This window comes from Shewanella sp. 1311, assembly GCF_059338235.1.
Genome location: NZ_CM181686.1, coordinates 4,997,972 through 5,022,624, shown reverse-complemented (window position 1 = coordinate 5,022,624; position 24,653 = coordinate 4,997,972). Strand labels below are relative to the sequence as shown.

Below are 24,653 nucleotides of genomic sequence, written 5' to 3'. Positions count from 1 at the left end.
CCTCAGAATATTTATGGAGTTAGGCGCTGAATAAACACTAAGTTAGCGCAATATCATCGGCAGTGACACTAAAAGTAAACTGCCCATAAACCAATTAAAATGTCGCTTACGTCTATCCGTATTGAGTTTCTTACTGATCGCCGCACCAACAAACACCCAAGTAAATGACGCCGGAAATCCCACTACGTTAAAGGTTAATACCCCAAGAAAGGCACTGAGCCAAAAGCCATCGCCGCCTAATGTGAATGCGCTGCACAGGGTAATTGTCGACATCCAAGACTTAGGGTTAATCCATTGGAATAAGGCGGCCTCAATCAGAGTCATAGGTTTTCGGCCGTCATCAAGATGCGTGCTCGGCACTGGCGACGTCACTAATTTGTACGCGAGATACAGCAAATACGCCAAAGCGAAATATTTCAATACTTGGTGCAATACCGGTAATGCTTCGAACAAGGTGCCAAGCCCGAATAATACCGCAAGGTGTAAAGAGGTCGAACCCAAGCGGATCCCTGCAATGTGCGGCACGGTACGCAGCACACCAAAATGTGCACCAGAGCTCGCTAAGAGGATATTGTTCGGTCCGGGCGTCATGGTCATGGTTGCACAAAACAACGCGGCAGAAGCCATCAAGGTCCATAATTGTGGATCATAGAGTAATGCAGTATTCATATTCACCTTAAATTGTATGCATACATTTATTGACATAAACAGATGCAATAAATAATATACGGAGAATATTAGAGATCAATGGATTTATTGTCATGGGTACAATCTGGACGCCAGACCTAACAGCTTTTTCAGGCCCGAAATATCAGCGCTTAGTCAGTGCTATAGAACAAGGCATTTTGCAGAAGGTGTTAACCCAAGGCAGTAAACTGCCCCCGCAGCGCCGTTTAGCCGATGCTTTAGGCATCACTATTGGCACTGTGACCCGCGCCTATGCATTGGCGGAACAAAGGGGGTACGTCGAAGCGCGCGTCGGTGATGGCACCTATGTCAACGCCTCCCCAGTACCAGAGATCGGTAAAGTACAATTGAATATGGCGACCTGCCAGCAGCCACTCACAGATCAAATTAGCACCCTCAGTGATTGCCTCAGCCAATTAGCAAAAGACCCGACAAAGCTCAGCCAGTTACTGGGTTATCGCGCCAGTCCATTAGATCAACACCAACAAGTGTTTCACCAATGGCTTAACCAACGCGGCATACAACAAACGCCTGAGCAACTGATCTTTACCCACGGCGGCCAGCAAGCGATTTTTGCTTGCTTAAGTGCATTTTTATCGACGGGCGATGTGCTGCTGCACGAGCAATACAGTTATCCAGGCGTGAGAATTTGCGCTAAGCAGCTCGGCGTGACCAGCATTGGAGTGCCCCTCACCCATGAAGGTGTGGATCTCGCACGCTTTGAGGCGTTAGTGCAAATCCATCATCCCAAGTTAGTCTATCTAACCCTGAATAATCAAAACCCTACCTGTATTCAATACAGTGAGTCGCAGCGGAAAAAACTCCTCGAATTGGCCGAGCAGTATCAGTTTTATATCATTGAAGATGATGTGAATTATTGTTTACCCGAAGAGTGGCATTCGCCCCTGTGGCAATTAGCAAAACAGCTGGCTATCCCACGGGTAATTTATATTTCAAGCCTGTCAAAATTGTTTTCTGGCGGCCTAAGGCAAGGTTTTATTCTGGTGCCTGAACCACTTATCGCCCAAGTGCGACTCGCGATTCATAGCCAATGCTGGATGGTATCGCCGCTGAACATTGAAATAGCCTGTCAGTTGATTAAGAAAGGCCAAATCACTGCCGATCGCGATACCATAGTTCGCCAACGGCAACGTCTCTGTATCGCCATGGGCGAACGACTGGGATTAACCCAAACTTGGCGAGGACTGAACGGTTGGCTACAACTGCCAGAAGATATCAAGGCCCATCACCTCGTCACTGCGCTAGCTGCCAAAGGCATTTTGATCCGTAATGGAGATGACTTTAATTGCCATGACAATTTTATTCGCTTGAGCCTTGGCGGCGCCGAAAACGACACTCAATTTCAACATGCGATTGACTGTATCGAGGCGACTATTCACTCCTTGGTACAAAATGCCTATTCAGTGGTGTAATAGCGCTTAAAAACCTCCGAACTCAGCCAATTTTTATGCGCCATGTCAGATGAAGTTAATTCACACTAAATGGCTAATTTATAAAATTAGAGAGCATAAAAAAGCGCCAGTAGCATGTATGCTACTGGCGCTGATGTGACTGACAAGCTTGATGAACAAGTAATTAGTTATAAACCACTAGCGCACCATTATTTAATCTTTAGTTGGTAAACACTCGTCGTGCCGCTGACTTCATTGCCTATGATTAACAAAGGATTACCGTTAGGGCTTTTATCAGCACTGACAAATTTCATCCCTTCTGGCCCTAAATCACCCGCCAATGTTGCATCCCCTTTAACTTCAACCGTATCTGTATCGATAACAAAGTCGGCATCAAAATCACGATTCACAACATAGTCGATAAAATGCACATCGAAGGGATTGGTCACGTCATAGATCATAAAGCCTGAAGTACGCTCCAAACCAACAAAGGCATATAGTCGTTGACCAATTTGCCCCAGGGCTAAGGCTTCTGGCTCTGGTCCTTTGTCATCGCTGCGGCTATCACCTTTATTTTCTTCATTATTATTGTTGAAGTTACTGCCTAAGAGTGCCGCGGTAATACGTTCAAAATCACTCGCACTGTCAAAGACTTGCTGACCGTCTGCGCTCCAAATCGAGAATGAGCGAGCACCGAAGCTGACTATCTTGTCGTAGTCGCCGTCATTATCGTCGTCACCCATGCTAGTGGTTACTTTAAGGCGGGCTAACTGCGTTTTATCTTTTGCGGCGGCAAATTGTGGGTGATTTGGGTCGAGCACTAAATCCCCTGCGCGGGCTTCTTCAGAAAAGCCCGCATAATCACGGGAATCACCTTCGTTGGCCGTAACGATAAAGTCGGTATTGTTCCAACGGTAGCTCGCGACAGTATCGGGTTGATACATGCCGTAGACGCCTGTGTAGCTTTGCAGGTTGACAAGATTGTCTTTGTCACTCGCATCAATTTTATTCACCTCAAGTCCGTAATCCTTAAGGCCTAGTGGTAAAATCTTGGCGACTTTGGCATTGGCGATATCAATTACGGCAATGGCATTGTTCTCTTGCAAACTGACAAACGCACGGCGGTTATCTTGGCTAATGGCGATATATTCAGGTTCTAAATCCTGCGCCAAACTCGCCATTGGACCATTGATTTTAATGTCTGGCGTGATCTCACTGGCACGTGCACCGCCCTGATTAAATTCACTAAAACCGATAATAGTCGCAGTGGCTGCGGGCTTACCGTCAGTAATTGCAATCAGCGCCACACTGCCTTCAGGATCTAAGGTATAGGCTGGATTTGGCTCGCCTTCATTAGCCACTAATAAGGTTTTACCATCGTGGGTAAATGCCACGTTATCGGGTAAAGCGCCGACTTCTACCGCGCTGATATACTGCGGTGCATCTGTGCCGTTAAGCTGATAAAAAGCGACAAAACCATTGGCTTGGGTTTTACTGCCGGCAGCATCGCCACGTTCAATCGCAGCCGCTAACAAGTTGCCTGAAATGCTCACACTGTTAACGCTACCCATAAAGGTTTGGCCAACGTCTTTAGCAACATCAAGTTCGCCAAATTTTTCGAGATTATTCAATGCTAACGGATCAGCGGCATTGGATGCGGTTGCTAATAAACTGCCATCAATAATGTCCACTTTGCCGCTAATGGCATTGACCACAAAAATACGGTTAGATGCACTGTGATATTCAACGATTTCAGCGGCACTTAAGCCATAAACGCCAGTCTGATGACGACCAATTAACTCAGCTTTTAAGCCTGCAGTTTGTGGCTGGCAAACATATTGGGTTTGCGCTGCTGCAATTTCGCTGTCATCTAATTGTCCATTATTGTTAGCATCTAATCCGGTATCGATACGCTGACCACCGGCGGGACAATGTGCATCACCGATATTCAATGCCGTAACTTTAACCAGTGAATTTAAGCCGTTGTCGCCTTTATCACCTGCTGCGCCATCATCACCGCTGCAGGCTCCGAGTAATAAGCTCGCCATAATGGCAGCGGCTAGCGGAAGTCGTTGTGTTTTCATCGTGTCATTCCTGAATATTTTATTTTTAGTAGGGTGAGGCTAAAGCCCACTAAATTAGTCAGCATAAAAGACGTTGGGATGACAAAGCCGTGACACTCAAATGACAACTCACACTTTCGAATGAGTCAGTTTGAACCATAAGGATGTGAAGGACTAAGGTGTAAAGAACTGAGTTACAAAGGGCTACAATTTGATAAGAAAGACTTGATAAGAAAGATTTAAATGAAGAATCTTGTGAAGATAACGGCTCAATCCACTAAAGTGATGCTTCGCTTATCGAGACTTACCACTTAGTTACAATTTAATCGGTAAAATACGGTAAAGAAATCAGCGCAAAGATTGGTTTATTTGTCCGAGCACTTTACTATGCTATTGCTTGCTGTCTGAACTGTGTAAATAGACAATACCGCAATTCACTTTTGCCTAAACCCCGCCAATGATCTTGATCATGTGCTCTCGCTCTTAGTGTAGAAACTGGTAGCGCCGGAACTGGCTTAAAAATGGCGGATTAATCGTGAATTGTCCTAGTACAATTTAAACCACACCGCATAAACCTGTGAAATACGCTTTCAATTCTTTCGCCACCCGAGGTAACAGTGGACCCACAATCACAACCTTCTGCCCATAACGGCAGACGTATACCGAATTTAGCGCTGCTTATTCCCATGCTTGCGGCGATTGTCGCGATCACGCCATTGGCCATCGACATGTACTTACCTGCGATGTCGACATTGGCACTCAGTTTTCATACCGATGTCACAACAGTGCAGCAGTCCCTGAGTATCTACTTAGCGGGTTACGCGCTGGGCATGTTATGTTTCGGCCCCCTAGCCGACCGCATTGGTCGTCGCCCTATGGTGATATTGGGACTGAGTGGATTTATGCTCACCAGCTTACTGATTGGGTTTGCGGGTCAAGTCGAAGTCTTTCTTGGACTACGTTTTTTACAGGCCTTTATCGGCGCGGCTGCGACTGTGGTGGTGCCGGGATACATCAAAGAAGTCTATGGTGACAATACCGCCAAGGGTATGTCATACGTGAGTTTAATCATGATGTTAGCACCATTACTCGCACCTAGCATTGGCAGCGTGATCCTCGAACTCGGTGATTGGCATTTAATCTTCTTCATTCAATCCGCCTATGCCGCAACCCTGTTATTACTGGTGCTGTTTGCGCTAAAAATGCCCAGCGATAAAGATATGGATACCCGCAGCCAAAAATCGTTTCTTGGCGCCTATGCGACCGTATTTTCCCGCCCTGGCGTTAAGCTAAACATTGCCAGCGGCGTGTTAACGTCTTTTTCATTTTTCTGTTATCTCACCGCATCGCCCTTCGTTTATATGGAAGTCTTTGCCTTAGATAAATCCTATTTTGCCATCTTGTTTAGCACTAACGTCGGCGCCTTGATGTTGGCTAATATCATTAATACGCGCATCGTGGGCCGTTATGGCTCGCTACGTATGTTGCATGTGTCGACCTTTTTCGGGGCGATTGCCGGGGCCGGTTTATTAGCCGTAAACCTGCTGGATATGAGCTATCACTTTACCGTGATCATGCTTATTCCTTTGATGGGTAGCCTAGGGGTGATGTCAGTCAATGCCGATGCGATAGTACTGATGAAGTTTAAACAAGAAACAGGAACCGCAACCGCAGTTATTGGCACCTTAAGATTTGGCTGTGGCGCACTGGCGGGGCCATTATTGGCGGTGTTTTACGATGGCACTGCCGTGCCCTTCTCTGCCCTCATGTTAGGTTCTATTGTGTTAGTCGGTATTTGCCAATTCAATCGTCCAAAGCATCAAATACCGCCGACGGTTTGAGGATCTATTTTTAAGGATCCATTTTTAAAGAGCCATGGATACCAATGCCACATAGGCAACACATGTTTGATCGCATAAAACAGCGCATTGGCTTTCACAGATGTAGCAAATAGGTAATATTTAATCGCTACAGTTAAGTATCTGCTTATCTAACCTCCAACAGCAAAACGGCACTTTTAGTGCCGTTTTTACTTTTTAAGCATCTAACAATCTGAAAAATATAAGATAAGCCCATAAACCAGCCTAGGTTACTTGGCGATTCAAGCAAGTTATCGAGTCATTCAAACGTGAAATTGTTTCAAGTTGGTTATTTTTTACATAAAAGGCTTGAAATGTTGTTTTTTTTGAATATGATGAAATTCTGTTCATTGCAACAGTTGCTGCATCCTAAGGGATGAGTCACTTGTCTTCGACGAAGTCAGTTCAGCATTTCGGAGTCTGAATTACCCTTCAGGCTTAATTTTTAGAGCGATTACCGTCGCTGTAACAAGATACTGTTTACCGTAACGGTACTATGCAATAGGAGTTCCACATGGAGATGTTATCCGGCGCCAGCATGATAGTGCGTTCTTTGATCGATGAAGGCGTAAAGCACATTTTTGGCTATCCTGGCGGTTCAGTTTTAGATATCTACGACGCCCTGCACGTTATCCCCGGTATTGAACACATACTCGTTCGCCACGAACAAGCCGCCGTACACATGGCCGATGGCTACGCCCGTGCCACGGGTAAAGTGGGCGTGGTATTAGTCACCTCAGGTCCAGGCGCGACCAACGCGATTACCGGTATTGCCACCGCTTACATGGATTCTATTCCCCTTGTGGTGTTATCGGGTCAAGTCCCGAGCAATCTTATCGGCAACGATGCCTTCCAAGAATGCGACATGATAGGTATCTCTCGCCCTGTGGTGAAACACAGCTTTTTAGTCAAAGATCCGACTGAAATTCCTGAAATTATTAAAAAGGCTTTTTACATTGCCTCTACTGGCCGTCCCGGTCCTGTGGTTGTCGATCTGCCAAAAGATTGTTTAAACCCAGCTCTGCTGCACGAATATTGCTACCCAGAAAGCGTCAAAATGCGCTCGTACAATCCAACGACATCAGGCCATAAAGGTCAGATCCGCCGTGGTCTTCAAGCCCTGTTAGCCGCGAAAAAACCGGTACTTTATGTCGGTGGCGGCGCGATTATCTCAGGTTGTGATAAGCAAATCCTGCAATTGGCTGAGAGATTAAATATTCCCGTCGTCAGCACGCTGATGGGGCTTGGCGCCTTTCCAAGCACCCACAAAAACAGTTTAGGCATGCTTGGGATGCACGGTCGCTACGAAGCCAACATGACAATGCATAACTGCGATTTGATCTTCGGTATTGGGGTACGCTTCGACGATAGAACCACCAATAATGTGGAAAAATACTGTCCGAACGCGACCATTTTGCACATCGATATCGATCCCTCTTCTATTTCGAAAACTATCCACGTGGATATTCCTATCGTGGGTTCGGCCGACAGTATTTTAGACAGCATGTTGGCACTGTTAGATGAATCGAACGAACACAACGACAACGATGCCATTGCCACTTGGTGGAATGACATTGAACAATGGCGCAGCCGCGATTGTCTGGCCTATGACAAAAACAGTGGCCGCATCAAACCACAGCAAGTGATTGAAACCTTGTATAAGCTGACCAATGGCGATGCCTATGTCGCATCAGATGTTGGCCAGCACCAAATGTTTGCCGCCTTGTACTATCCGTTCGATAAGCCGCGTCGCTGGATCAACTCAGGTGGCCTAGGGACAATGGGATTCGGCCTGCCCGCCGCGATGGGCGTAAAAATGGCTATGCCTGATGCTACGGTTGTGTGTGTCACGGGTGATGGTTCCATCCAAATGAACATTCAAGAGCTTTCGACCGCGTTGCAATATGATACGCCGGTTAAAATCATCAACTTAAACAATCGTTTCCTTGGCATGGTAAAACAATGGCAGGACATGATTTACTCTGGCCGTCACTCACATTCCTATATGGATTCAGTGCCTAACTTCGCCAAAATTGCCGAGGCCTATGGCCATGTTGGCATGACGATCAGCGATCCCGCCGAACTTGAGTCAAAAATGGCTGAAGCGCTGGCGATGAAAGACAGACTGGTCTTTATCGATATCATGGTGGATGAAACTGAGCACGTGTACCCCATGTTGATCCGCGGTGGTGCGATGAATGAAATGTGGCTGACCAAGACGGAGAAATGCTAATGCGTCGAATTATATCTGTATTATTAGAAAACCAATCCGGCGCCCTGTCTCGTGTGGTCGGTTTGTTTTCACAGCGCGGTTATAACATTGAAAGTTTAACAGTGGCGCCAACGGACGATATCACCCTGTCGCGGCTTAATATCACAGTCGTTGCCGACGAAATGGTATTAGAGCAGATAGAGAAGCAGCTACATAAGTTAATCGATGTGTTAAAAGTATCGAATATTACTGAGTCTGCTTATATTGAACGCGAACTCGCCCTTGTTAAGGTACGAGCCCAAGGCGAATTTAGGGAAGAAGTGAAACGTATGGCGGATATTTTCCGCGGTCAGATTGTCGATGTCACGGCGAATTTATACACCATCCAAATGGTGGGCACGTCAGACAAACTCGATGCCTTTATTCATGCGCTGGGGGAAGTCACCAAACTGGTCGAAGTCTCTCGCTCCGGCGTGGTGGGTTTGGCCCGCGGCGAAAAGGCCATGAAAGCCTAGTTTTCTGACGGAAATCTCGCGGACATTTTCGCATAAGCACAAAAACATCAAGGGGAGCATAATGCTCCCCTTGATGTTTTTAGGCGGTTATCACAGCGTCAATTATAACTGGCTGTCTAACAAGCGCGATGAGGTGATTTCAATTTTACGTGGTTTCAATGCTTCAGGAATTTCACGCACTAAATCAACATTGAGTAAGCCATTTTCTAAACTTGCACCGAGCACAGTGACATAGTCTGCCAGCTGGAAAGTACGCTCAAAACCGCGTTCAGCTATGCCTTGATATAGGTATTTACGCTCGGTTTGGCTTTCGGCTTTATTGCCTTTCACCAGTAATTTTTCACCTTCACTGCTAATCTCAAGTTCATCCATTGAGAATCCGGCTACGGCCATCGTTATGCGATAACGATTTTCGCCGAGTAATTCGATGTTATATGGAGGATAACCTGAGTTGCCATTATTGGCGGCGGCATGTTCTGCCAATTGCGCTAAACGGTCAAAACCAATGGCACTGCGGTAAAGTGGTGTTAAATCATAAGTACGCATATTCATATCCTTGTCTTAAGCAATATGGAGAATTGGCGGACTGTTTTCAGGATGAAAACGTTTGTAGAGTCTGCCGAATAAAATCTTCTGTCCTTACGGCACAGAATTCACACAAGGACCCTCATCGAGCGATCCTGAAATAGATATAAGGACGGGAGAGAAAATTTCAAGCAAGAAAATTAAAAAAATGTGCAGAACTTTAAAAGACCAATAAAAACAAACGCTAATTCAACTTTAAAACGGTGAAGCGAGATGTAATTGGTATCGCGGCATTAGATTCATTGCGCACGGCAAGCAGTATTCGCTAAATTGTAGCCAATAAAAAAGGAGCCTAGGGCTCCTTTTTCAGTCTTAGCATCGAATTAACGAGTGCGTGGACACAGTTCTTCAGCGCTGAAGAAGTAAGCAATTTCACGAGCAGCAGATTCAACAGCATCAGAGCCGTGAGCCGCGTTTTCGTCAATGCTTTCAGCGAAATCAGCACGGATAGTACCAGGAGCCGCTTGAGCTGGGTTAGTTGCACCTAAAATTTCACGGTGAGCTAAAACAGCGTTTTCGCCTTCTAATACTTGGACCATGATAGGACCAGAAGTCATGAATGCAACCAGAGCACCGAAGAAGCCGCGTTCGCTATGCTCAGCATAGAAACCTTCAGCTTGTTCTTTAGTCAGGTGTAACATTTTTGATGCAACGATCTTAAGACCAGCAGTTTCAAAACGATTGTAGATAGCACCGATGTGGTTTTTTGCAACAGCATCAGGTTTGATAATAGAAAATGTGCGTTCGATCGCCATAACTAGCTTCCTTTGTCAGCAAGTTTAAAAAATTCGCGCGGATTATACGAAATTTAAAAGCTAAATCCTATCTTTATAGCAAATTAGACTGAGATATTGCGCACATTCGCTTTATTCGTAATCAGCTTGATCACGCAAAAGACCCCGCTAGGAGGATAAATCCTCAGCAGGGTCCATTAACTCATTAAAAAATGGGATTATTTTCTATTTTTTGCCCAAATACCTGCCCAAGCAATCAAAGCGACTAAAATGACTGCGGGAGCAAGATCTAACAAGTGATGGAATAAACCGACACCGCCATGCCCTGGATGAGCCCAAGCCATTGAAGGGACAAGCATACATAACAATACAAGCAAAAGTTTCATGTGAACATCCTTGCAGTTGCGATAACAAAGTTAAGCCATTTAAATGCCTTAACCAATATACAACAAGGTACGATATCCGCTAAAAATGAACTTGACTGTGATCAAACTCTCGCCAAATATTCTCTGCGCCGCTGCAAATACGTGAGGTAAATCACCTTAGTTAAACGTCAAAAGGACAAGATGCCTCACATAAAAAGCCGTATCACCACTGTGCTCACTACTTTTCATCAATCCAACACTGCTGAATCGCTTCCAGTATTTTTTCATTACAGTGCTTGGGATCATCGGCAAAATCATCCAAGGCTAACACCCACTCATACAATTGCGTGAAATGCAACTGAGTAGGATTCACCTCTGGGTGTGCTTCGAGTAATTCCAACGCAATATCTAACGAATCTATCCATGTTAATGTCATCGTTTTCCCCTATTCGGTTCGCTTTAATGGGTAAGTTCTTGCTAAACGGCGTTACCCATAAGGAGGTGAATCAAGTGTTGATATTCCGTAGTCAATACTCGACAGCAAGGGCACTAACCCTGTGCTTGCGTCACCTTTTTTACTTTAATCGCATTTTTTTCAACAAAATCAATAATAGCACCCGCCACATCTTTCGTGGTGGCGCCTTCAATTCCTTCAAGCCCTGGTGAAGAGTTCACTTCCATGATGACAGGACCGTGGTTTGAGCGTAGCAAGTCAACACCAGCCACATTAAGCCCCATGGTCTTAGCCGCACGAATGGCGACTGAGCGTTCCTCTGGGGTTAATTTGACTAAACTTGCCGTGCCACCACGGTGCAAGTTAGAGCGGAACTCACCGGGCATAGCTTGACGCTTCATGGCGGCAATCACTTTATCGCCGAGCACGAAACAGCGAATGTCTGCGCCATTGGCTTCTTTAATATATTCCTGCACCATGATGTTGGCTTTAAGGCCCATAAAGGCTTCAATCACGCTCTCAGCCGCTTTACGGGTCTCGGCTAATACCACGCCGATACCTTGGGTGCCTTCGAGTAATTTAATCACCAGAGGCGCGCCACCCACCATATCAATCAAGTCGGGGATATCACTCGGTTTATTGGCAAAACCAGTAATGGGCAAGCCAATACCGCGGCGTGACATCAACTGCATAGAGCGCAATTTGTCACGTGAGCGCGAGATCCCAACAGAATCATTTAAAGCATATACGCCCATCATCTCAAACTGACGCAAAACCGCAGAGCCATAAAAGGTAATCGACGCCCCTATACGGGGGATCACAGCATCAAATGCGGGTAACTCTCGCCCACCAATGTGGATACTCGATTGCCGCATGTTGATATTCATATAACATTCAAGGGGATTGATTACGTGTACTTCATGACCACGTAATTGAGCCGCTTCAACGAGTCGCTTCGTTGAATATAACTCAGGCCCTTGCGATAAGATCGCTATTCTCATTCTGGTCTCCGGCAACCATTAATTTTGAGCGCATAATACGCCTGCGCAGGGATAAATCAAACAACAAGAGGCATAGACAAGATTAGTTGCACAAATGCTCAACGCCAAAAGCAAAAAACCAGTCACGTGGACTGGTTTTAACAATTATCGCGGCAGCATTAATTGCCTTCGCTGACCATGTTAACCGTGTATTTAGGGATCTCAATCACCATGTCAGTGTCGACCACTTTCGCCTGACAAGATAGACGGCTTTCGGGCTCAAGTCCCCAAGCTTTGTCTAACATGTCATCTTCCAGCTCATCACTTGGCTCAAGATCATTAAAGCCTTCACGCACGATACAGTGACACGTCGTGCAAGCACAGGACTTTTCACATGCATGCTCGATATTGATGCCATTACGCAGCGCAACATCAAGAATGGTCTCACCAACATTCGCCTCAAGCACTGCGCCATCTGGGCACAACTCGGCATGGGGAAGAAAGACTAATTGGGGCATTACATCACCTATATGTTGTCGATCGACTGGCCTTTGAATGCCACTCGAATAGAATTGTCCATACGTCTGGCAGCAAAATCTTGGGTTTGCTCATCCAGTTTTTCAATCGCGAGCTTAATCGCATCGGCATCATCGCCCGCGGCAACTTGCGCCACATTGGCCATAGTGGCATCGATTTGTCCACGCTCATCGGCATTCAGCAAGTCGCCATCTTTCGCTAACGCGGCATGTAAAGACTCGAGTACCCTCGCAGCCTCCACTTGCTGCTCGGCCAGCATACGACGACCGATATCGTCTTTGGCATACTTCATCGAATCTTTCAGCATAGTGGCAATTTCAGTATCCGATAAACCAAAAGATGGCTTAACTTGAATGCTAGATTGCACGCCGGTGGATTTCTCCATCGCGGTCACGCTGAGTAAACCATCGGCATCCACTTGGAAAGTCACACGAATGTGCGCAGCGCCTGCAGCTAACGGCGGAATACCTTTTAAAGTAAAACGCGCCAGTGAGCGGCAATCGGCAACGAGCTCACGCTCGCCCTGCACCACATGAAATGCCATGGCCGTTTGACCATCTTTAAAGGTGGTAAATTCCTGTGCTCGCGCAACCGGAATCGTCGTATTACGCGACACCACTTTTTCCACTAAACCGCCCATGGTCTCTATGCCTAATGACAAAGGGATCACATCGAGGAGCAGCAAATCAGATTCGGGTTTATTACCCACTAAAATGTCGGCTTGAATAGCTGCACCAATGGCGACAACACGGTCGGGATCGATAGACGTCAGTGGTGGTTTACCGAAGAAAGCTTCAACCTGTTCACGCACTAATGGCACGCGCGTTGAACCGCCAACCATCACAGTTTCAAGCACTTCATCTGTCGTCACGCCCGCATCACGCAGGGTACGGCGACAGCTAGCAATGGTCTTCTTAACCAACGCCGCAATCATGGCATCAAATTCAGCTTTAGAAACGATTTGCGTGAGCTCAGTCCCATCGGCAAGGATCACTTTTGCTTCAGTTTCTGCTGCATCCGTTAAGGCTTCTTTGACTCGACGCGATTCAATCAACAGTTGACGGCTTAATTGTGAGTCGATGTCGCTAAGCTGCCACACTTGTTGCATATGTGCTTGCAGTAAATGATCGAAATCATCGCCACCAAGCGCAGAATCACCGCCGGTGGCTAACACTTCGAATACACCGCGATTCAAACGCAAAATAGAAATATCGAAGGTACCGCCGCCTAAGTCATAGATGGCAATTACGCCCTCTTGCTTAGAATCTAAACCGTAGGCAATCGCAGCAGCCGTCGGCTCATTCAACAGACGTAGCACTTTAACACCCAGCAAAGCTGCAGCATCTTTCGTGCCTTGGCGCTGGGCATCATCAAAATAGGCCGGTACGGTTATCACGACACCTTGCAGCTCGCCACCTAAGGTTTTTTCAGCGCGGGCAATCAGCGGACGTAAAATCTCCGCAGACACTTGCACTGGATTCACTTGGCCTTGGGGAGTCACGAATAAAGGTAAACCGTTTTCGCTTTCGGCAAACTCGTAGGGGAATGATTGCTCGCCGGCTTTGATATCAGCCAGGCTGCGGCCCATAAAACGCTTAACCGAAACGATCGTGTTTTGCGGATCCTGCGCCGAACTCAACGCCGCAAGGGCACCGACTTCGACTGAATCTTGGGTATAACGCACGATAGAAGGTAATGAATGCTGTCCCAGTTCGTCCGGCAGGGTCGCCGTCTCTCCACTTCGAACAGCCGCCACCAAAGAATTGGTCGTACCTAAATCGATGCCAACGGCAAGTCTATGTTGGTGCGGCGCGGCACTTTGACCGGGCTCAGCTATCTGAAAAAGGGCCATATATATCCAACTTAGTAATGCCAACTCAAGCGTACTTGAGTCAGCAAAGTAACATAAACACGGAAATCAATCTAACAGAGCGTCTTCGACTCTGGTCAACTCGTCGTGTAATTTTGCCATAAATTTGAGTTTGCGAACTTGATCCGCCGCTAACAATGCATCTTCAGCCTGCTCACTGGTTAACAGTTGAGTCAATTGCTGAGTGAGTTGCACGCGGTACTCTGCAAACGATTGATATAGCTCGTCAATACTCGCTTGAGGATCGTCACTATCGCGTATGTCTTCCAACGCCTCGCGCCATTCCATTTGCTGCATCAAGAAGCCAGTATCTTTCACTGTCGTGGTTTCATGGCTTAATTCAATACCACGCAGCGACAACATATGCTCGGCGCGGCGAATGGGATCTTTTAAGGTTTGAAAACCATCATTGACTTGCGCCGTGCGCTGCACCGACAGCAATTTTTGCTGCTCAGTATCATTGGCAAATTTATCGGGATGAACCGCCCGTTGCAGTTCGCGATAGCGTTCTGCAAGTAAGGCGGTATCAATATCGAAGGCAGGGGAAAATTTAAACAGCTCGAAATAATTCATGCGTCAACTTTAGCGGTTAAACAGTGAAACTCTCACCGCAACCACACTCACCTTTTGCGTTAGGATTGTTAAATTGGAAGCCTTCGTTCAGCCCTTCTTTAACAAAATCCAGCTCGATCCCTTGAAGATAGATGAGGCTCTTGGCATCGATGATGATTTTAACATCTTCGATATCAAACACTTCATCGTCATCATTTAAAGAATCAACGAACTCAAGTACATAAGCCATACCAGAACAGCCTGATGTTCTTAAGCCGAGACGCAGGCCTACACCTTTGCCTCGGTTGACTAAGAAAGATCTGACACGATCGGCTGCCGCTGGGGTCATTGTAATCGCCATCTTAACTCCAGATGTTACTTAGCTTGTTTCGATTTGTACTCGTCGATAGCAGCTTTAATGGCATCTTCAGCCAAAATTGAACAGTGGATCTTCACCGGTGGCAATGCCAATTCTTCAGCGATATCTGTGTTCTTAATCGCCGCAGCTTGTTCGATAGTCTTGCCTTTAACCCACTCAGTTACCAGTGAGCTAGACGCAATCGCGCTACCACAACCGTAAGTTTTGAACTTAGCGTCTTGAATGATGCCATCAGCACCAATTTTCAACTGAAGTTTCATCACGTCACCGCAAGCAGGCGCGCCTACCATACCGGTCACGACCGAAGGATCGTTTTTATCAAAAGAACCAACGTTACGTGGGTTCTCATAATGATCTATCACTTTTTCACTGTAAGCCATGGTACTGCTCCAAAATTATCTATTGTAAAGGTCAGAATTAATGATGTGCCCATTGAACTTGGTTCAGGTCGATTCCATCTTTAAACATTTCCCACAAAGGAGACATTTCTCTTAATTTATCAATAGATTGAGTAATTACTTCGATAGCGTGATCAATTTCTTCTTCGGTTGTGAAACGGCCGATAGAGAAACGAATCGAGCTATGTGCCATTTCATCGTTTAAGCCAAGCGCACGTAATACGTAGCTAGGCTCTAGGCTCGCTGAGGTACAAGCCGAACCCGATGAAACCGCTAAATCTTTCAGTGCCATCATTAACGACTCGCCTTCAACATAGTTGAAGCTGACGTTGAGGCTACCGCTAACACGCTCAATCGCATCACCATTGATATAGGTTTCTTCAATGTGCTTGATGCCATTCCATAATTTGTCACGTAATGCACCGATACGAGCGTCATCAGAGGCCATTTCCGCTTTTGCGATTGCAGCAGCTTCACCTAAACCTACGATTTGATGCGTTGGTAACGTACCGCTACGCATACCACGCTCATGGCCACCACCGTGCATTTGCGCTTCTAAGCGAATGCGTGGCTTACGACGAACATATAGCGCGCCGATACCTTTAGGGCCATACATTTTGTGACCAGAAATCGAGATCAAATCCACTTTAGTGGCTTGCACATCGATAGGCACTTTGCCTGCACTTTGCGCTGCATCCATGTGGAAAATAATGCCTTTTGAACGGCACAGCTCACCGATTGCATCGATATCGTGGATCACACCGATTTCGTTGTTCACGTGCATGATGCTGACAAGGATAGTGTCGTCACGCATTGCCGCTTCTAAACGTTCCATCGGAATGATGCCGTTAGCCGCTGGCTCTAAATAAGTCACTTCGAAACCTTCACGCTCTAATTGGCGACAGGTATCAAGAACGGCTTTATGTTCAGTCTTACTGGTGATGATGTGCTTACCTTTCTTGTGATAGAAATGAGCAACACCTTTAATCGCTAAGTTGTTCGATTCCGTCGCGCCAGAGGTAAACACTATTTCGCGGTGATCGGCGTTAATTAACTCAGCAATTTGATTGCGAGCAATATCTACCGCTTCTTCAGCTTGCCAGCCGTAGCGGTGTGAACGTGATGCCGGATTACCAAAGATGCCGTCCATTGTCATACATTGGAACATCTTTTCCGCGACTCTTGGATCAACAGGCGTGGTGGCGGCGTAATCTAAATAGATAGGAAGCTTCATAACACACTCCGTACTGAGCAGTCTCTGGTAGAGGCTACATACAACGTACAAAAATTATTTTTATATATAACAAAGGCCGTTATAAACTGACTCTTTGTTCCTTTTGCATAGTGTCTTGCTTAAGCGAGATAAATTGCACATCTCGTTTCTGCATCAAGCCAGCAAGACTGATACCATCTAAAAAATCTGAAATTTGTTTGCTTAAATCGCCCCAAAGTGAATGGGTTAAGCAGCGAGTTCCACTCTGACAATTACCAAGTCCTTGGCAACGAGTCGCATCGACAGACTCGTCTACAGCATGGACAACCATGCCGACTGAAATATCATTGGCTTCTAGGCCTAAGCGATAACCACCGCCCGGTCCACGTACACTGGCAACTAAGCCGTGTTTTCTTAGCTTAGCGAAGAGTTGTTCCAGATAGGAAAGCGAAATCCCTTGTCTTTCAGAGATATCCGCTAAGGGAACTGGTCCCGATGCTGAGTGGATTGCCACATCTAGCATAGCGGTTACTGCATAACGACCTTTTGATGTAAGTTTCATAACTACCATAGCTCCCGAACAGGTATGCATTATTTCAACATACCCGAGTAATTCAGTCAAGTATTAAAACCTACTAAAACACTCAAGTATATGAGTGTGCAAATAACCAATACCCTTTCATCTTGGTGGGGTATTTAACCTTTTTCTAGCTTAAGATTCAATGCTAGAGCGCCAATTAATCGACATCTAGCATGATATAAACCCACAATAAAAGTCATCGCTACACTGTGACGCGATCAAACTCAGGTTTGATCGCAATATGCGCCTTTACAACAGGATGAGCTAAAGTAAAACGCTAAACGATACCCTTGCGAAGGTCAGCCCTTAAGTAAGGCCACTAAGTTAAATGATTTCGTTGAACCATTTCTTGAAACTTAGATACTCGGATCAAACTCATCGATAGCATTTTGTCGCTTATCGGCGGCGGCTTTCTCTGCATCATTAAACTCGCCCATATCCAGCTCTGGCAGTTTTTCGGTGCAGACATTACCTCCCAGCCCTTGAATGGCTTGACACAACTCTTGAACTTTCGAGTCCATCAGATGCATATGATCCAGCATCTGCCCTATCGCATTGGCAACAGGATCGGGATTATCCGGTGATACTGCGTATGCATCAAAACCGTATTTTTTCGCCATCGCGCTGCGGCGTTCGGTTTTCTCTTTCGATTGTGGTGACGGTGATGCCACCACGCGCCCAGGAATACCCACTACTGTGGTATCTTTTGGCACATCTTTCACCACAACCGAGTTTGAACCCACACGCGCACCATCGTGCATGGTAATAGGACCGAGGATTTTTGCTCCCGCGCCCACCACCACGTTATTGGCTAACGTCGGGTGACGTTTACCCGCCTGCCATGTGGTTCCGCCGAGCGTTACACCATGATAAAGGGTGCAATCATCGCCAATTTCAGCCGTTTCACCAATCACCACCCCCATGCCATGGTCGATAAAAAATCGATGACCTATGGTGGCGCCGGGATGGATTTCTACACCCGTCAACCAACGGGAAAAAGTCGATAAACAACGTGCCGTTAAGCGCCAATCGCGCTTCCATAGCTTATGGCTTATCCGATGCAACCAAATGGCATGCATGCCCGGATAGTTAACCAAGATCTCAAACGCGCTGCGCGCCGCAGGATCACGGTGATATATAGATTCAATGTCTTCTTTTAGCCTAGCTATCACGCCCATTGTTTATCCCTTTACGGTCATTCTGTATGGTAATTATTGATGATTAGGATTTGGCTATTTGTCTTTAGAACCCGTCACTTTCTCAATAGAGGTCAAAATACCCCTGAGGATATTCATCTCCTGACTCTCAATCCGTGCGCGGCTAAACAAGCGGCGCAGTTTCATCATCACTTGTCCGGGATGATTCTTAATGATAAATCCGGTTGATAGCAGTGTCGTCTCAAGGTGTGCAAAGAAACGTTCCTGATCGGCGGCCAAGGGATACTCAGTCAGCTCTTCTTCGGCCACTTCTTTTTGTGCGAGGTGGGCAACACGGGTTTCATAACAAATGATTTGTACGGCTTGCGCAAGATTGAGCGAGCTGTATTCAGGATTTGCAGGAATCGCCACATGATAAGTGCATTGTTGCAACTCTTCATTGCTCAACCCGTGGTTCTCACGGCCAAACACGATTGCAACGGGGCCTTTAAGTGCCTCGGTCGCTAATCTCACCCCAGCTTCTCTTGGCTCTAACATCGGCCAATCTAAGGTGCGACTGCGCGCGCTGGTTGCAATCACGAGACTGCAATCGGCAATCGCTTCAGCGAGTGAATCCACTTTCACAAGGTGTTTCAGAATATCCGATGCACCCGCGGCTAATGCAATGGAATGCCCATCGGGTTCAACACGCGGTTCTGCAAGGTACAGATTTGACAGACCCATAGTCTTCATCGCTCTGGCAGTGGAACCAATATTGCCGGGGTGCGAAGTCCCCACTAAAACCACTCGAATATTACTTAGCATGAAACAACTTAATTTAATTCATAAAACGTTGGGGACGAATATTATCACAGCCATTGCCGAATGCTTATATGAAAATCGGTATTTGATATAACTATCAAATCGGGTATAATGCCGCCCGCTATTTTAACGTTCTTTAACATCCAGGGGATTGCAATGCATCCGATGCTGACGATTGCTGTACGCGCTGCCCGCGCGGCCGGCCAAAATATTATGCGCGCCTATACCGAACTTGACCGTATTGAAGTCAGTTCAAAAGGTATCAACGATTTTGTTACCAGTGTAGACAAGGAAGCAGAAGCGACAATTACTTACCAAATTCGTAAATCTTACCCTGATCACACTATCGTGGGTGAAGAGAAAGGCGAAAACCGCGGTGAGAATAACGACTACGTTTGGATAGTTGACCCTCTGGATGGCACTAACAACTTTGTTAGAGGCATTCCCCACTTCGCGATTTCAATCGCTCTGCAACATAAAGGTAAAACTGAAGTTGCGGTTGTTTACGATCCTGTCCGTGAAGAACTCTTTACCGCCGTCCGTGGTAAAGGTGCAAAACTCAATGATTTCCGTCTGCGTGTTACCAACGTGAATGAATTAGCTCCTACCATGATTGGTACAGGCTTCCCATTCAAGGCGCGTCAACACACTGAAACTTATATGGCTATTTTCGGCGAAGTTTTCGGCCAATGTGCTGACTTACGTCGCGCAGGTTCTGCCGCATTAGATTTAGCCTATGTTGCTGCGGGTCGTTTAGACGGTTTCTTCGAAATCGGCTTAAAGCCATGGGATATCGCTGCTGGCGATCTTATCTGCCGCGAAGCGGGCGGTACGGTTACCGATTTCACTGGCAACCATAACTATTTGATTTCTGGTAACATCGTTGCAGGTTCACCTAAAGTGACCACAGAATTAGTTAAAATCATGCGTCCTTTATTGAACGAAGCTTTAAAGCGTTAATTGTAGGCGTTAATCTCGAAGCGTTAGTCTCGATTAACACTTAGCTTTCCAAAACGCATAGATACAAAACGTTAGACATAAAAAAGGCCAGTGGCAATCTCTTCTAAGAGCGCTCACTGGCCTTTTTGTTTATGTAGCTTTCATTTCTAAAACTTTAACAAGATACCCCTGCAAGCGTCAGTACTGATTTCAGCATCAATCGGCTAACAGGACGTACAACCACTGATTGCGTTATCTACCCGCTAAGGCTTGCGCTGGCGCAATCTGGCTGGCTTTCCAAGCAGGATAGAGCGTGGCGATTAAGCTCATCACAAACGCCATCACAATCACCAACACCGCATCTGAGCCATGTAACTCAGACGGTAAAAAGTCGACAAAGTACACATCGGCTGAAAGCAGTTGAATACCGAGTAACTGCTCCATAGTACTGGCAATCGCACTTAAATTTAGTGCCACACTCACGCCAATAATCCCACCAAGACCACAGCCAAGCAGACCATTCAAGGCGCCCTGCACCATGAAAATCCCCATCACAGCAAGGCGGCTCAGACCCATAGTCATCAAAATCGCAATCTCAGAGGCTTTATCCCGCACCGCCATTACTAAGGTGGAAACGATGTTAAAGCAGGCGACACCAATCACCAGCACAAGCACTAAGTACATGACTGTGCGAACCAACTGAATGTCTTGATATAAATGCCCTTGGGTACGGGTCCAGTCACTGATATAAACCGACTGCTTTTGCGCATAACCAAGTTCACGCACTTTGACGGGTGCATCAAACACTTTATCGACGCTAATACGCACGCCAGTCACGCCGCTCTTCATGTTCAAAATCTGCGCCGCGTACTGCATAGGAATATAAGCCGTGGTCAGCTCAAGCTCGCCGCCAAGATTATAGGCGCCAGACACCACAAAACGATGGCTCTTCGCGGCGCGTAAACTGCCCGCCGCTTCTGGATCCATATCCTGCACATATAAGGCCAGCGTATCGCCAACCTCAAGCCCCAACTTGGTCAACAAACTCTGCCCAAGGACGATGTTATTCTCATCTTGGCCTAGACTCTGCCAGCTGGCATCGCTCATAAATTGCGCCAGTGTCGAGACATGGATTTCTTCTTTTGGATCGATCCCCACGACAGCTAAGCCTTGAAAACCGCCGGGCTTTTGCACTAAACCTTGCATGCGGATAAAAGGCGCCGCGCCGCGAATACCTTCAATTAACAGCGCCCCCTCGGCAACACTTTGCCAATTTGCGATAGGCTCGCTCACACCGACTATGTCCGCCTGCGGCACGACGCCAAGCAATCTATGTTCTAACTCGCGCTCAAAACCGTTCATCGCCGACAGAACGATGATCAATACCGCCACGCCTAAGGCGATGCCCGCAGTCGATGCGAAGGAAATAAAGCTAATAAAGCTGTTTGATTGGCGGGCGCGATAAAAACGCCAACCAATGGATAAGGCTAACGGTCCTTTCATACTTGGGTTTCCGCCGCTAATTGCAGGAAGCCGTTCTTCATCATCAGCTGACGGTCCATACGGGCAGCCAATTTATGATCATGGGTCACCACCACAAACGCTGTACCCAGTTGTTCGGCCAACTCGCGGATCAACTCATAAACCGCATCGCCACTGTTGGCATCTAAGTTACCCGTAGGTTCATCGGCCAGCACTAACTTTGGTTTATTAATCAAGGCCCTTGCGATAGCCACACGCTGACGTTCGCCGCCCGATAACTCGGCGGGAATGTGCGTCATGCGATGCCCTAACCCGACCCGCTCCAACAAGGCTTTAGCATCGGCGAGCGCCAGCTTACGATCTTTACCTTGAATAAATGCCGGCATAGCGACGTTTTCTAACGCGGTAAATTCAGGCAATAAATGATGGAATTGATAGATAAAACCCAAATCTTGGTTACGGATCTGCGCTTGACGCGCACTGGACACTTGATATAAATCTTCGCCTAACAGCAAGACTTTACCTGCGATTGGTTCATCCAACGTGCCCATGATGTGCAGCAAGGTACTTTTACCTGAGCCTGAACTGCCGACAATCGCCAACTGCTCGCCCTTAAACACTTGCAGATCAACATTAGACAACACTTGCGTGGTCACGGCGCCATCATGGTAACTCTTACTGACACTCTGCACTTGCAGTAACACGTCTTGCATTGAAGTTCTCTCTTAAACAGGCTTTGGCATCGATTTATGTCATTAAATCAGTGCATTTAATTATTCGCTTCTTGCTAAACCGTCGCTCAATTCAAAAATGCCGACGGTTTACAGCTATTGGCGCATACCGTTACTCATATCTGAGCGCAGTCGCGGGTTGCACATTGGCGGCGCGCAGTGCGGGATATAAGGTCGCCAGCAGGGTCACCAGTAGCGTACCAATCACGATCACAGACAACTGCATCAACTCCAATTTCACCGGCAAGCTCTGCCCCACACCTAAAATAGAAATCCCTAAGGTGGTCATAATGCCATTCAGATTCAAGGTGATGAGTATCCCAACCGCCAGCCCCAGCACTAAACCGAGCACTGCATTGAGCGACCCTTGCACCACAAAAATGCCCATCACGGCGGGGGTGGTCACGCCTTGGGTTTTGAGCACCGCCACATCTGTGGTTTTATCGACCACCATCATGACCAGCGCCGAGACGATATTGAATGCGGCCACGGCCACAATCAGACTCAACATCAGCGACATCATGTTCTTTTCCATTTTGACCGCGCCAAACAAGTGGCCATAGGTATCACGCCAATCGCTGGTTGTCGCCTTAACACCTTGTTTAGCTAATATATCCTGAACTTTAGGCGCTAAAGCGGGTGCGCTAAAGGGATCGGCTAAATAGAGTCTAAGCTGATCGATAGCCTCACTGGGTTGGCGCATCAGCCGTTTCGCATCTTGATAATGGATATACGCCACGCCCGCATCGACCTGAGAGCCCATTTCAAAAATGCCCGAGACTAAAAACTTACGTTGGCTCGGCACTGGGCCTAAGGGCGAGTACACCACACCATCGCCACTCAATAATCGCACCGTATCACCGGGGGCGACTTTAAGTTGCCTTGCCAGCTCAGAGCCCAAAATTACCTTGTAGTCGCCGCTCGTCAGCTGCTCAAATGCACCTGAGTAAGTGTGCTGGGCAACCGAAGATAACTTTTCCGCTAACTCGGGGAACACGCCATAAACCTGCACAGCACGAATACTCGCCGCCGATTGCACCATGGCCTGCGTTGACACGCTCGGCGTCACGCCTAATACGCCCGGTAAGGCTTTAAGCGCACTCGCCTGCTCAGTCCAATCGACTAAGGGCGCTTCACTATAAAGAGTTAATTGCGGTACTGCGCCTAAGATACGTTGTTTGAGTTGGCCTTCGAGACCATTCATCACAGAACTCACAACAATGAGCGCGGCAACGCCTAAAAAAATGCCCGAAACGGCAAATAGAGTAATGAACGACGCGAACGCGTTCGCTTTTCTGGCCCGCCAATAACGGTAACCAATATAGAAAGGAAATCCTGGATTCATTGAAAGAGGGTTGCGTCCTGTGTGCTGAACTTGCTAAATCATGAAGATGGGCACGATAATAGGGGTATTGGTCCTATAAATAAAGAGGCAAGCCTTGTTCACTGACACCAATCCGTATTTTAGTGTGCCTCACCCTTTTACCGCCTACTTAAGTCTGTGGCCGAGTTCCGAGCCATTACCCTCTGAAATGGCATTAAGATCAATGCAATCATTGGGTATTCAGCTACTCAGCGAAGTGAAAACGCTCGAGGCCAATTGCTTGCTGCAACTGCGCCATTTAGACAACGACGCTAAGGTGGTGGTGGACTTTTTAAAGCTGCAATCCCGCAAAGTGGATTTAGTACTGCAGCATGTATTAGAGAAAGAAACCCGAGAAGGCGAAAAATGCATTGGCAATCAGTTTGGTGGCAGCGGCCTAAGACTACTCACACCCACAGCCTTGGCCATCGGCTCACACTATAAAATCACCCTGTTTATTCACGACGAGCTAGTCGCCATTCTTTGTTTTGGCAAAGTAACCGCCTCTACCGCGCAAAAAACGCTATCCACCGAGTGCAGCGCCAATAGCGATACTAATAGCGGTGACACACAAAATGCCGAACAACATACTCAGGCGGAACTTCACTCTCCTGCCACGCAGTGGCAAACCGACTTTGAATTCAGTCAAATTCTCGAAGCTGACGTGGAGCAATTAGTCAAAGCCAGCCTCAATGTGCAGCAGAAACAACTCAAGTTACGTAAACTCGCCAGAGACGAGCGTCAATAGCCGCTGACTTTTCACTGGCACCTGCGCCATCAAGTCT

The 24,653-nt window shown here is 46.9% G+C and carries 25 protein-coding genes; 6 read left to right on the top strand and 19 right to left on the bottom strand.

The window, feature by feature from the left end; genetic code table 11:
• Positions 1-42 precede the first annotated feature (42 nt).
• Complete coding sequence (locus AC5YB3_RS22035) at positions 43-669, bottom strand: LysE family translocator (RefSeq protein WP_494526178.1); 627 nt, start codon at positions 667-669, stop codon at positions 43-45.
• Positions 670-761: 92 nt separating this feature from the next.
• Here AC5YB3_RS22035 and AC5YB3_RS22030 point away from each other — a divergent pair, with 92 nt between their 5' ends.
• On the top strand, positions 762-2,120 hold the full coding sequence (locus tag AC5YB3_RS22030) for an aminotransferase-like domain-containing protein (protein ID WP_494526177.1): 1,359 nt from the start codon (positions 762-764) through the stop codon (positions 2,118-2,120).
• Positions 2,121-2,308: 188 nt separating this feature from the next.
• Here AC5YB3_RS22030 and AC5YB3_RS22025 read toward each other — a convergent pair whose 3' ends face one another.
• On the bottom strand, positions 2,309-4,183 hold the full coding sequence (locus tag AC5YB3_RS22025; RefSeq protein WP_494526176.1) for a choice-of-anchor I family protein: 1,875 nt from the start codon (positions 4,181-4,183) through the stop codon (positions 2,309-2,311).
• Positions 4,184-4,779: 596 nt separating this feature from the next.
• On the opposite strand from AC5YB3_RS22025, the gene AC5YB3_RS22020 reads away from it, so the two are divergent.
• The 3 genes from AC5YB3_RS22020 (at position 4,780) to ilvN (ending at position 8,748) form a co-directional block, all read left to right on the top strand.
• Positions 4,780-6,003 carry a multidrug effflux MFS transporter gene (locus tag AC5YB3_RS22020; RefSeq protein WP_071939413.1) on the top strand — a complete coding sequence of 408 codons (1,224 nt, stop codon included), beginning with the start codon at positions 4,780-4,782 and terminating at the stop codon, positions 6,001-6,003.
• A 532-nt stretch (positions 6,004-6,535) separates the two neighbouring features.
• Positions 6,536-8,254: an acetolactate synthase 3 large subunit gene (locus tag AC5YB3_RS22015; protein ID WP_006081845.1), complete on the top strand. Its 1,719-nt coding sequence runs from the start codon at positions 6,536-6,538 to the stop codon at positions 8,252-8,254.
• Complete coding sequence (ilvN, locus tag AC5YB3_RS22010; protein WP_006081846.1) at positions 8,254-8,748, top strand: acetolactate synthase small subunit; 495 nt, start codon at positions 8,254-8,256, stop codon at positions 8,746-8,748. The genes AC5YB3_RS22015 and ilvN overlap by 1 nt, the downstream gene beginning before the upstream one ends.
• A 102-nt stretch (positions 8,749-8,850) precedes the next feature.
• Here the strand turns inward: ilvN and AC5YB3_RS22005 are convergent, their stop codons facing one another.
• The 14 genes from AC5YB3_RS22005 to trmJ form a co-directional block, all read right to left on the bottom strand.
• Positions 8,851-9,294 (bottom strand): Hsp20 family protein, encoded by a 444-nt coding sequence (locus AC5YB3_RS22005; protein WP_494526175.1) that lies wholly within the window; start codon positions 9,292-9,294, stop codon positions 8,851-8,853.
• A 362-nt stretch (positions 9,295-9,656) separates the two neighbouring features.
• Complete coding sequence (ndk, locus tag AC5YB3_RS22000) at positions 9,657-10,088, bottom strand: nucleoside-diphosphate kinase (RefSeq protein WP_006081848.1); 432 nt, start codon at positions 10,086-10,088, stop codon at positions 9,657-9,659.
• Between the two features lie 197 nt (positions 10,089-10,285).
• Positions 10,286-10,453 (bottom strand): hypothetical protein, encoded by a 168-nt coding sequence (locus AC5YB3_RS21995; RefSeq protein ID WP_006081849.1) that lies wholly within the window; start codon positions 10,451-10,453, stop codon positions 10,286-10,288.
• A gap of 217 nt (positions 10,454-10,670) precedes the next feature.
• Positions 10,671-10,868: a Fe-S cluster assembly protein IscX gene (gene iscX / locus AC5YB3_RS21990; RefSeq protein WP_006081850.1), complete on the bottom strand. Its 198-nt coding sequence runs from the start codon at positions 10,866-10,868 to the stop codon at positions 10,671-10,673.
• A gap of 113 nt (positions 10,869-10,981) precedes the next feature.
• Positions 10,982-11,887: a 30S ribosomal protein S6--L-glutamate ligase gene (rimK, locus tag AC5YB3_RS21985; RefSeq protein ID WP_006081851.1), complete on the bottom strand. Its 906-nt coding sequence runs from the start codon at positions 11,885-11,887 to the stop codon at positions 10,982-10,984.
• A 158-nt stretch (positions 11,888-12,045) separates the two neighbouring features.
• Entirely contained in the window at positions 12,046-12,384 is a 339-nt protein-coding gene (gene fdx, locus AC5YB3_RS21980; RefSeq protein WP_006081852.1) for an ISC system 2Fe-2S type ferredoxin, read from the bottom strand.
• Between the two features lie 8 nt (positions 12,385-12,392).
• Positions 12,393-14,255, bottom strand: a complete 1,863-nt coding sequence (gene hscA / locus AC5YB3_RS21975; RefSeq protein WP_494526174.1) for a Fe-S protein assembly chaperone HscA — start codon at positions 14,253-14,255, stop codon at positions 12,393-12,395.
• Between the two features lie 66 nt (positions 14,256-14,321).
• Positions 14,322-14,846 (bottom strand): co-chaperone HscB, encoded by a 525-nt coding sequence (gene hscB / locus AC5YB3_RS21970; RefSeq protein WP_494526173.1) that lies wholly within the window; start codon positions 14,844-14,846, stop codon positions 14,322-14,324.
• Positions 14,847-14,862: 16 nt separating this feature from the next.
• Positions 14,863-15,186 (bottom strand): iron-sulfur cluster assembly protein IscA, encoded by a 324-nt coding sequence (iscA, locus tag AC5YB3_RS21965; protein ID WP_006081855.1) that lies wholly within the window; start codon positions 15,184-15,186, stop codon positions 14,863-14,865.
• Between the two features lie 14 nt (positions 15,187-15,200).
• The gene (gene iscU / locus AC5YB3_RS21960) at positions 15,201-15,584 is read right to left on the bottom strand and encodes a Fe-S cluster assembly scaffold IscU (RefSeq protein WP_006081856.1); all 384 of its coding nucleotides are present in this window, start codon (positions 15,582-15,584) and stop codon (positions 15,201-15,203) included.
• A 37-nt stretch (positions 15,585-15,621) separates the two neighbouring features.
• Positions 15,622-16,836: an IscS subfamily cysteine desulfurase gene (locus tag AC5YB3_RS21955; RefSeq protein WP_006081857.1), complete on the bottom strand. Its 1,215-nt coding sequence runs from the start codon at positions 16,834-16,836 to the stop codon at positions 15,622-15,624.
• A gap of 79 nt (positions 16,837-16,915) precedes the next feature.
• The gene (gene iscR / locus AC5YB3_RS21950; protein WP_006081858.1) at positions 16,916-17,377 is read right to left on the bottom strand and encodes a Fe-S cluster assembly transcriptional regulator IscR; all 462 of its coding nucleotides are present in this window, start codon (positions 17,375-17,377) and stop codon (positions 16,916-16,918) included.
• A 374-nt stretch (positions 17,378-17,751) separates the two neighbouring features.
• A complete protein-coding gene (cysE, locus tag AC5YB3_RS21945) occupies positions 17,752-18,573 on the bottom strand; it encodes a serine O-acetyltransferase (protein ID WP_006081859.1) in 822 nt (273 codons plus the stop codon).
• Positions 18,574-18,627: 54 nt separating this feature from the next.
• Positions 18,628-19,356 (bottom strand): tRNA (cytosine(32)/uridine(32)-2'-O)-methyltransferase TrmJ, encoded by a 729-nt coding sequence (gene trmJ, locus AC5YB3_RS21940; protein ID WP_006081860.1) that lies wholly within the window; start codon positions 19,354-19,356, stop codon positions 18,628-18,630.
• 153 nt (positions 19,357-19,509) lie between these two features.
• Here trmJ and suhB point away from each other — a divergent pair, with 153 nt between their 5' ends.
• The gene (gene suhB / locus AC5YB3_RS21935; protein WP_006081861.1) at positions 19,510-20,313 is read left to right on the top strand and encodes an inositol-1-monophosphatase; all 804 of its coding nucleotides are present in this window, start codon (positions 19,510-19,512) and stop codon (positions 20,311-20,313) included.
• A gap of 231 nt (positions 20,314-20,544) precedes the next feature.
• On the opposite strand, the gene lolE is transcribed toward suhB, so the two are convergent.
• The 3 genes from lolE to AC5YB3_RS21920 form a co-directional block, all read right to left on the bottom strand.
• Complete coding sequence (gene lolE / locus AC5YB3_RS21930; protein WP_494526172.1) at positions 20,545-21,795, bottom strand: lipoprotein-releasing ABC transporter permease subunit LolE; 1,251 nt, start codon at positions 21,793-21,795, stop codon at positions 20,545-20,547.
• Positions 21,792-22,487: a lipoprotein-releasing ABC transporter ATP-binding protein LolD gene (lolD, locus tag AC5YB3_RS21925; RefSeq protein WP_494526171.1), complete on the bottom strand. Its 696-nt coding sequence runs from the start codon at positions 22,485-22,487 to the stop codon at positions 21,792-21,794. Before lolD ends, lolE begins: the two co-directional genes overlap by 4 nt.
• Before the next feature lie 130 nt (positions 22,488-22,617).
• Positions 22,618-23,850 (bottom strand): lipoprotein-releasing ABC transporter permease subunit, encoded by a 1,233-nt coding sequence (locus tag AC5YB3_RS21920; protein WP_012089342.1) that lies wholly within the window; start codon positions 23,848-23,850, stop codon positions 22,618-22,620.
• A gap of 94 nt (positions 23,851-23,944) precedes the next feature.
• Between AC5YB3_RS21920 and AC5YB3_RS21915 the strand changes: the two genes are divergently transcribed.
• Positions 23,945-24,616, top strand: coding sequence for a hypothetical protein (locus tag AC5YB3_RS21915; protein WP_494526170.1), 672 nt, complete (start codon positions 23,945-23,947; stop codon positions 24,614-24,616).
• Positions 24,617-24,653 lie beyond the last annotated feature (37 nt).

Coding starts and splice junctions, on each gene's coding strand:
- AC5YB3_RS22035 (WP_494526178.1), bottom strand. CDS start 669: ATGAATACTGCATTACTCTATGATCCACAATTATGGACCTTGATGGCT.
- AC5YB3_RS22030 (WP_494526177.1), top strand. CDS start 762: ATGGGTACAATCTGGACGCCAGACCTAACAGCTTTTTCAGGCCCGAAA.
- AC5YB3_RS22025 (WP_494526176.1), bottom strand. CDS start 4,183: ATGAAAACACAACGACTTCCGCTAGCCGCTGCCATTATGGCGAGCTTA.
- AC5YB3_RS22015 (WP_006081845.1), top strand. CDS start 6,536: ATGGAGATGTTATCCGGCGCCAGCATGATAGTGCGTTCTTTGATCGAT.
- ilvN (WP_006081846.1), top strand. CDS start 8,254: ATGCGTCGAATTATATCTGTATTATTAGAAAACCAATCCGGCGCCCTG.
- AC5YB3_RS22005 (WP_494526175.1), bottom strand. CDS start 9,294: ATGCGTACTTATGATTTAACACCACTTTACCGCAGTGCCATTGGTTTT.
- ndk (WP_006081848.1), bottom strand. CDS start 10,088: ATGGCGATCGAACGCACATTTTCTATTATCAAACCTGATGCTGTTGCA.
- AC5YB3_RS21995 (WP_006081849.1), bottom strand. CDS start 10,453: ATGAAACTTTTGCTTGTATTGTTATGTATGCTTGTCCCTTCAATGGCT.
- iscX (WP_006081850.1), bottom strand. CDS start 10,868: ATGACATTAACATGGATAGATTCGTTAGATATTGCGTTGGAATTACTC.
- rimK (WP_006081851.1), bottom strand. CDS start 11,887: ATGAGAATAGCGATCTTATCGCAAGGGCCTGAGTTATATTCAACGAAG.
- fdx (WP_006081852.1), bottom strand. CDS start 12,384: ATGCCCCAATTAGTCTTTCTTCCCCATGCCGAGTTGTGCCCAGATGGC.
- hscA (WP_494526174.1), bottom strand. CDS start 14,255: ATGGCCCTTTTTCAGATAGCTGAGCCCGGTCAAAGTGCCGCGCCGCAC.
- hscB (WP_494526173.1), bottom strand. CDS start 14,846: ATGAATTATTTCGAGCTGTTTAAATTTTCCCCTGCCTTCGATATTGAT.
- iscA (WP_006081855.1), bottom strand. CDS start 15,186: ATGGCGATTACAATGACCCCAGCGGCAGCCGATCGTGTCAGATCTTTC.
- iscU (WP_006081856.1), bottom strand. CDS start 15,584: ATGGCTTACAGTGAAAAAGTGATAGATCATTATGAGAACCCACGTAAC.
- AC5YB3_RS21955 (WP_006081857.1), bottom strand. CDS start 16,836: ATGAAGCTTCCTATCTATTTAGATTACGCCGCCACCACGCCTGTTGAT.
- iscR (WP_006081858.1), bottom strand. CDS start 17,377: ATGAAACTTACATCAAAAGGTCGTTATGCAGTAACCGCTATGCTAGAT.
- cysE (WP_006081859.1), bottom strand. CDS start 18,573: ATGGGCGTGATAGCTAGGCTAAAAGAAGACATTGAATCTATATATCAC.
- trmJ (WP_006081860.1), bottom strand. CDS start 19,356: ATGCTAAGTAATATTCGAGTGGTTTTAGTGGGGACTTCGCACCCCGGC.
- suhB (WP_006081861.1), top strand. CDS start 19,510: ATGCATCCGATGCTGACGATTGCTGTACGCGCTGCCCGCGCGGCCGGC.
- lolE (WP_494526172.1), bottom strand. CDS start 21,795: ATGAAAGGACCGTTAGCCTTATCCATTGGTTGGCGTTTTTATCGCGCC.
- lolD (WP_494526171.1), bottom strand. CDS start 22,487: ATGCAAGACGTGTTACTGCAAGTGCAGAGTGTCAGTAAGAGTTACCAT.
- AC5YB3_RS21920 (WP_012089342.1), bottom strand. CDS start 23,850: ATGAATCCAGGATTTCCTTTCTATATTGGTTACCGTTATTGGCGGGCC.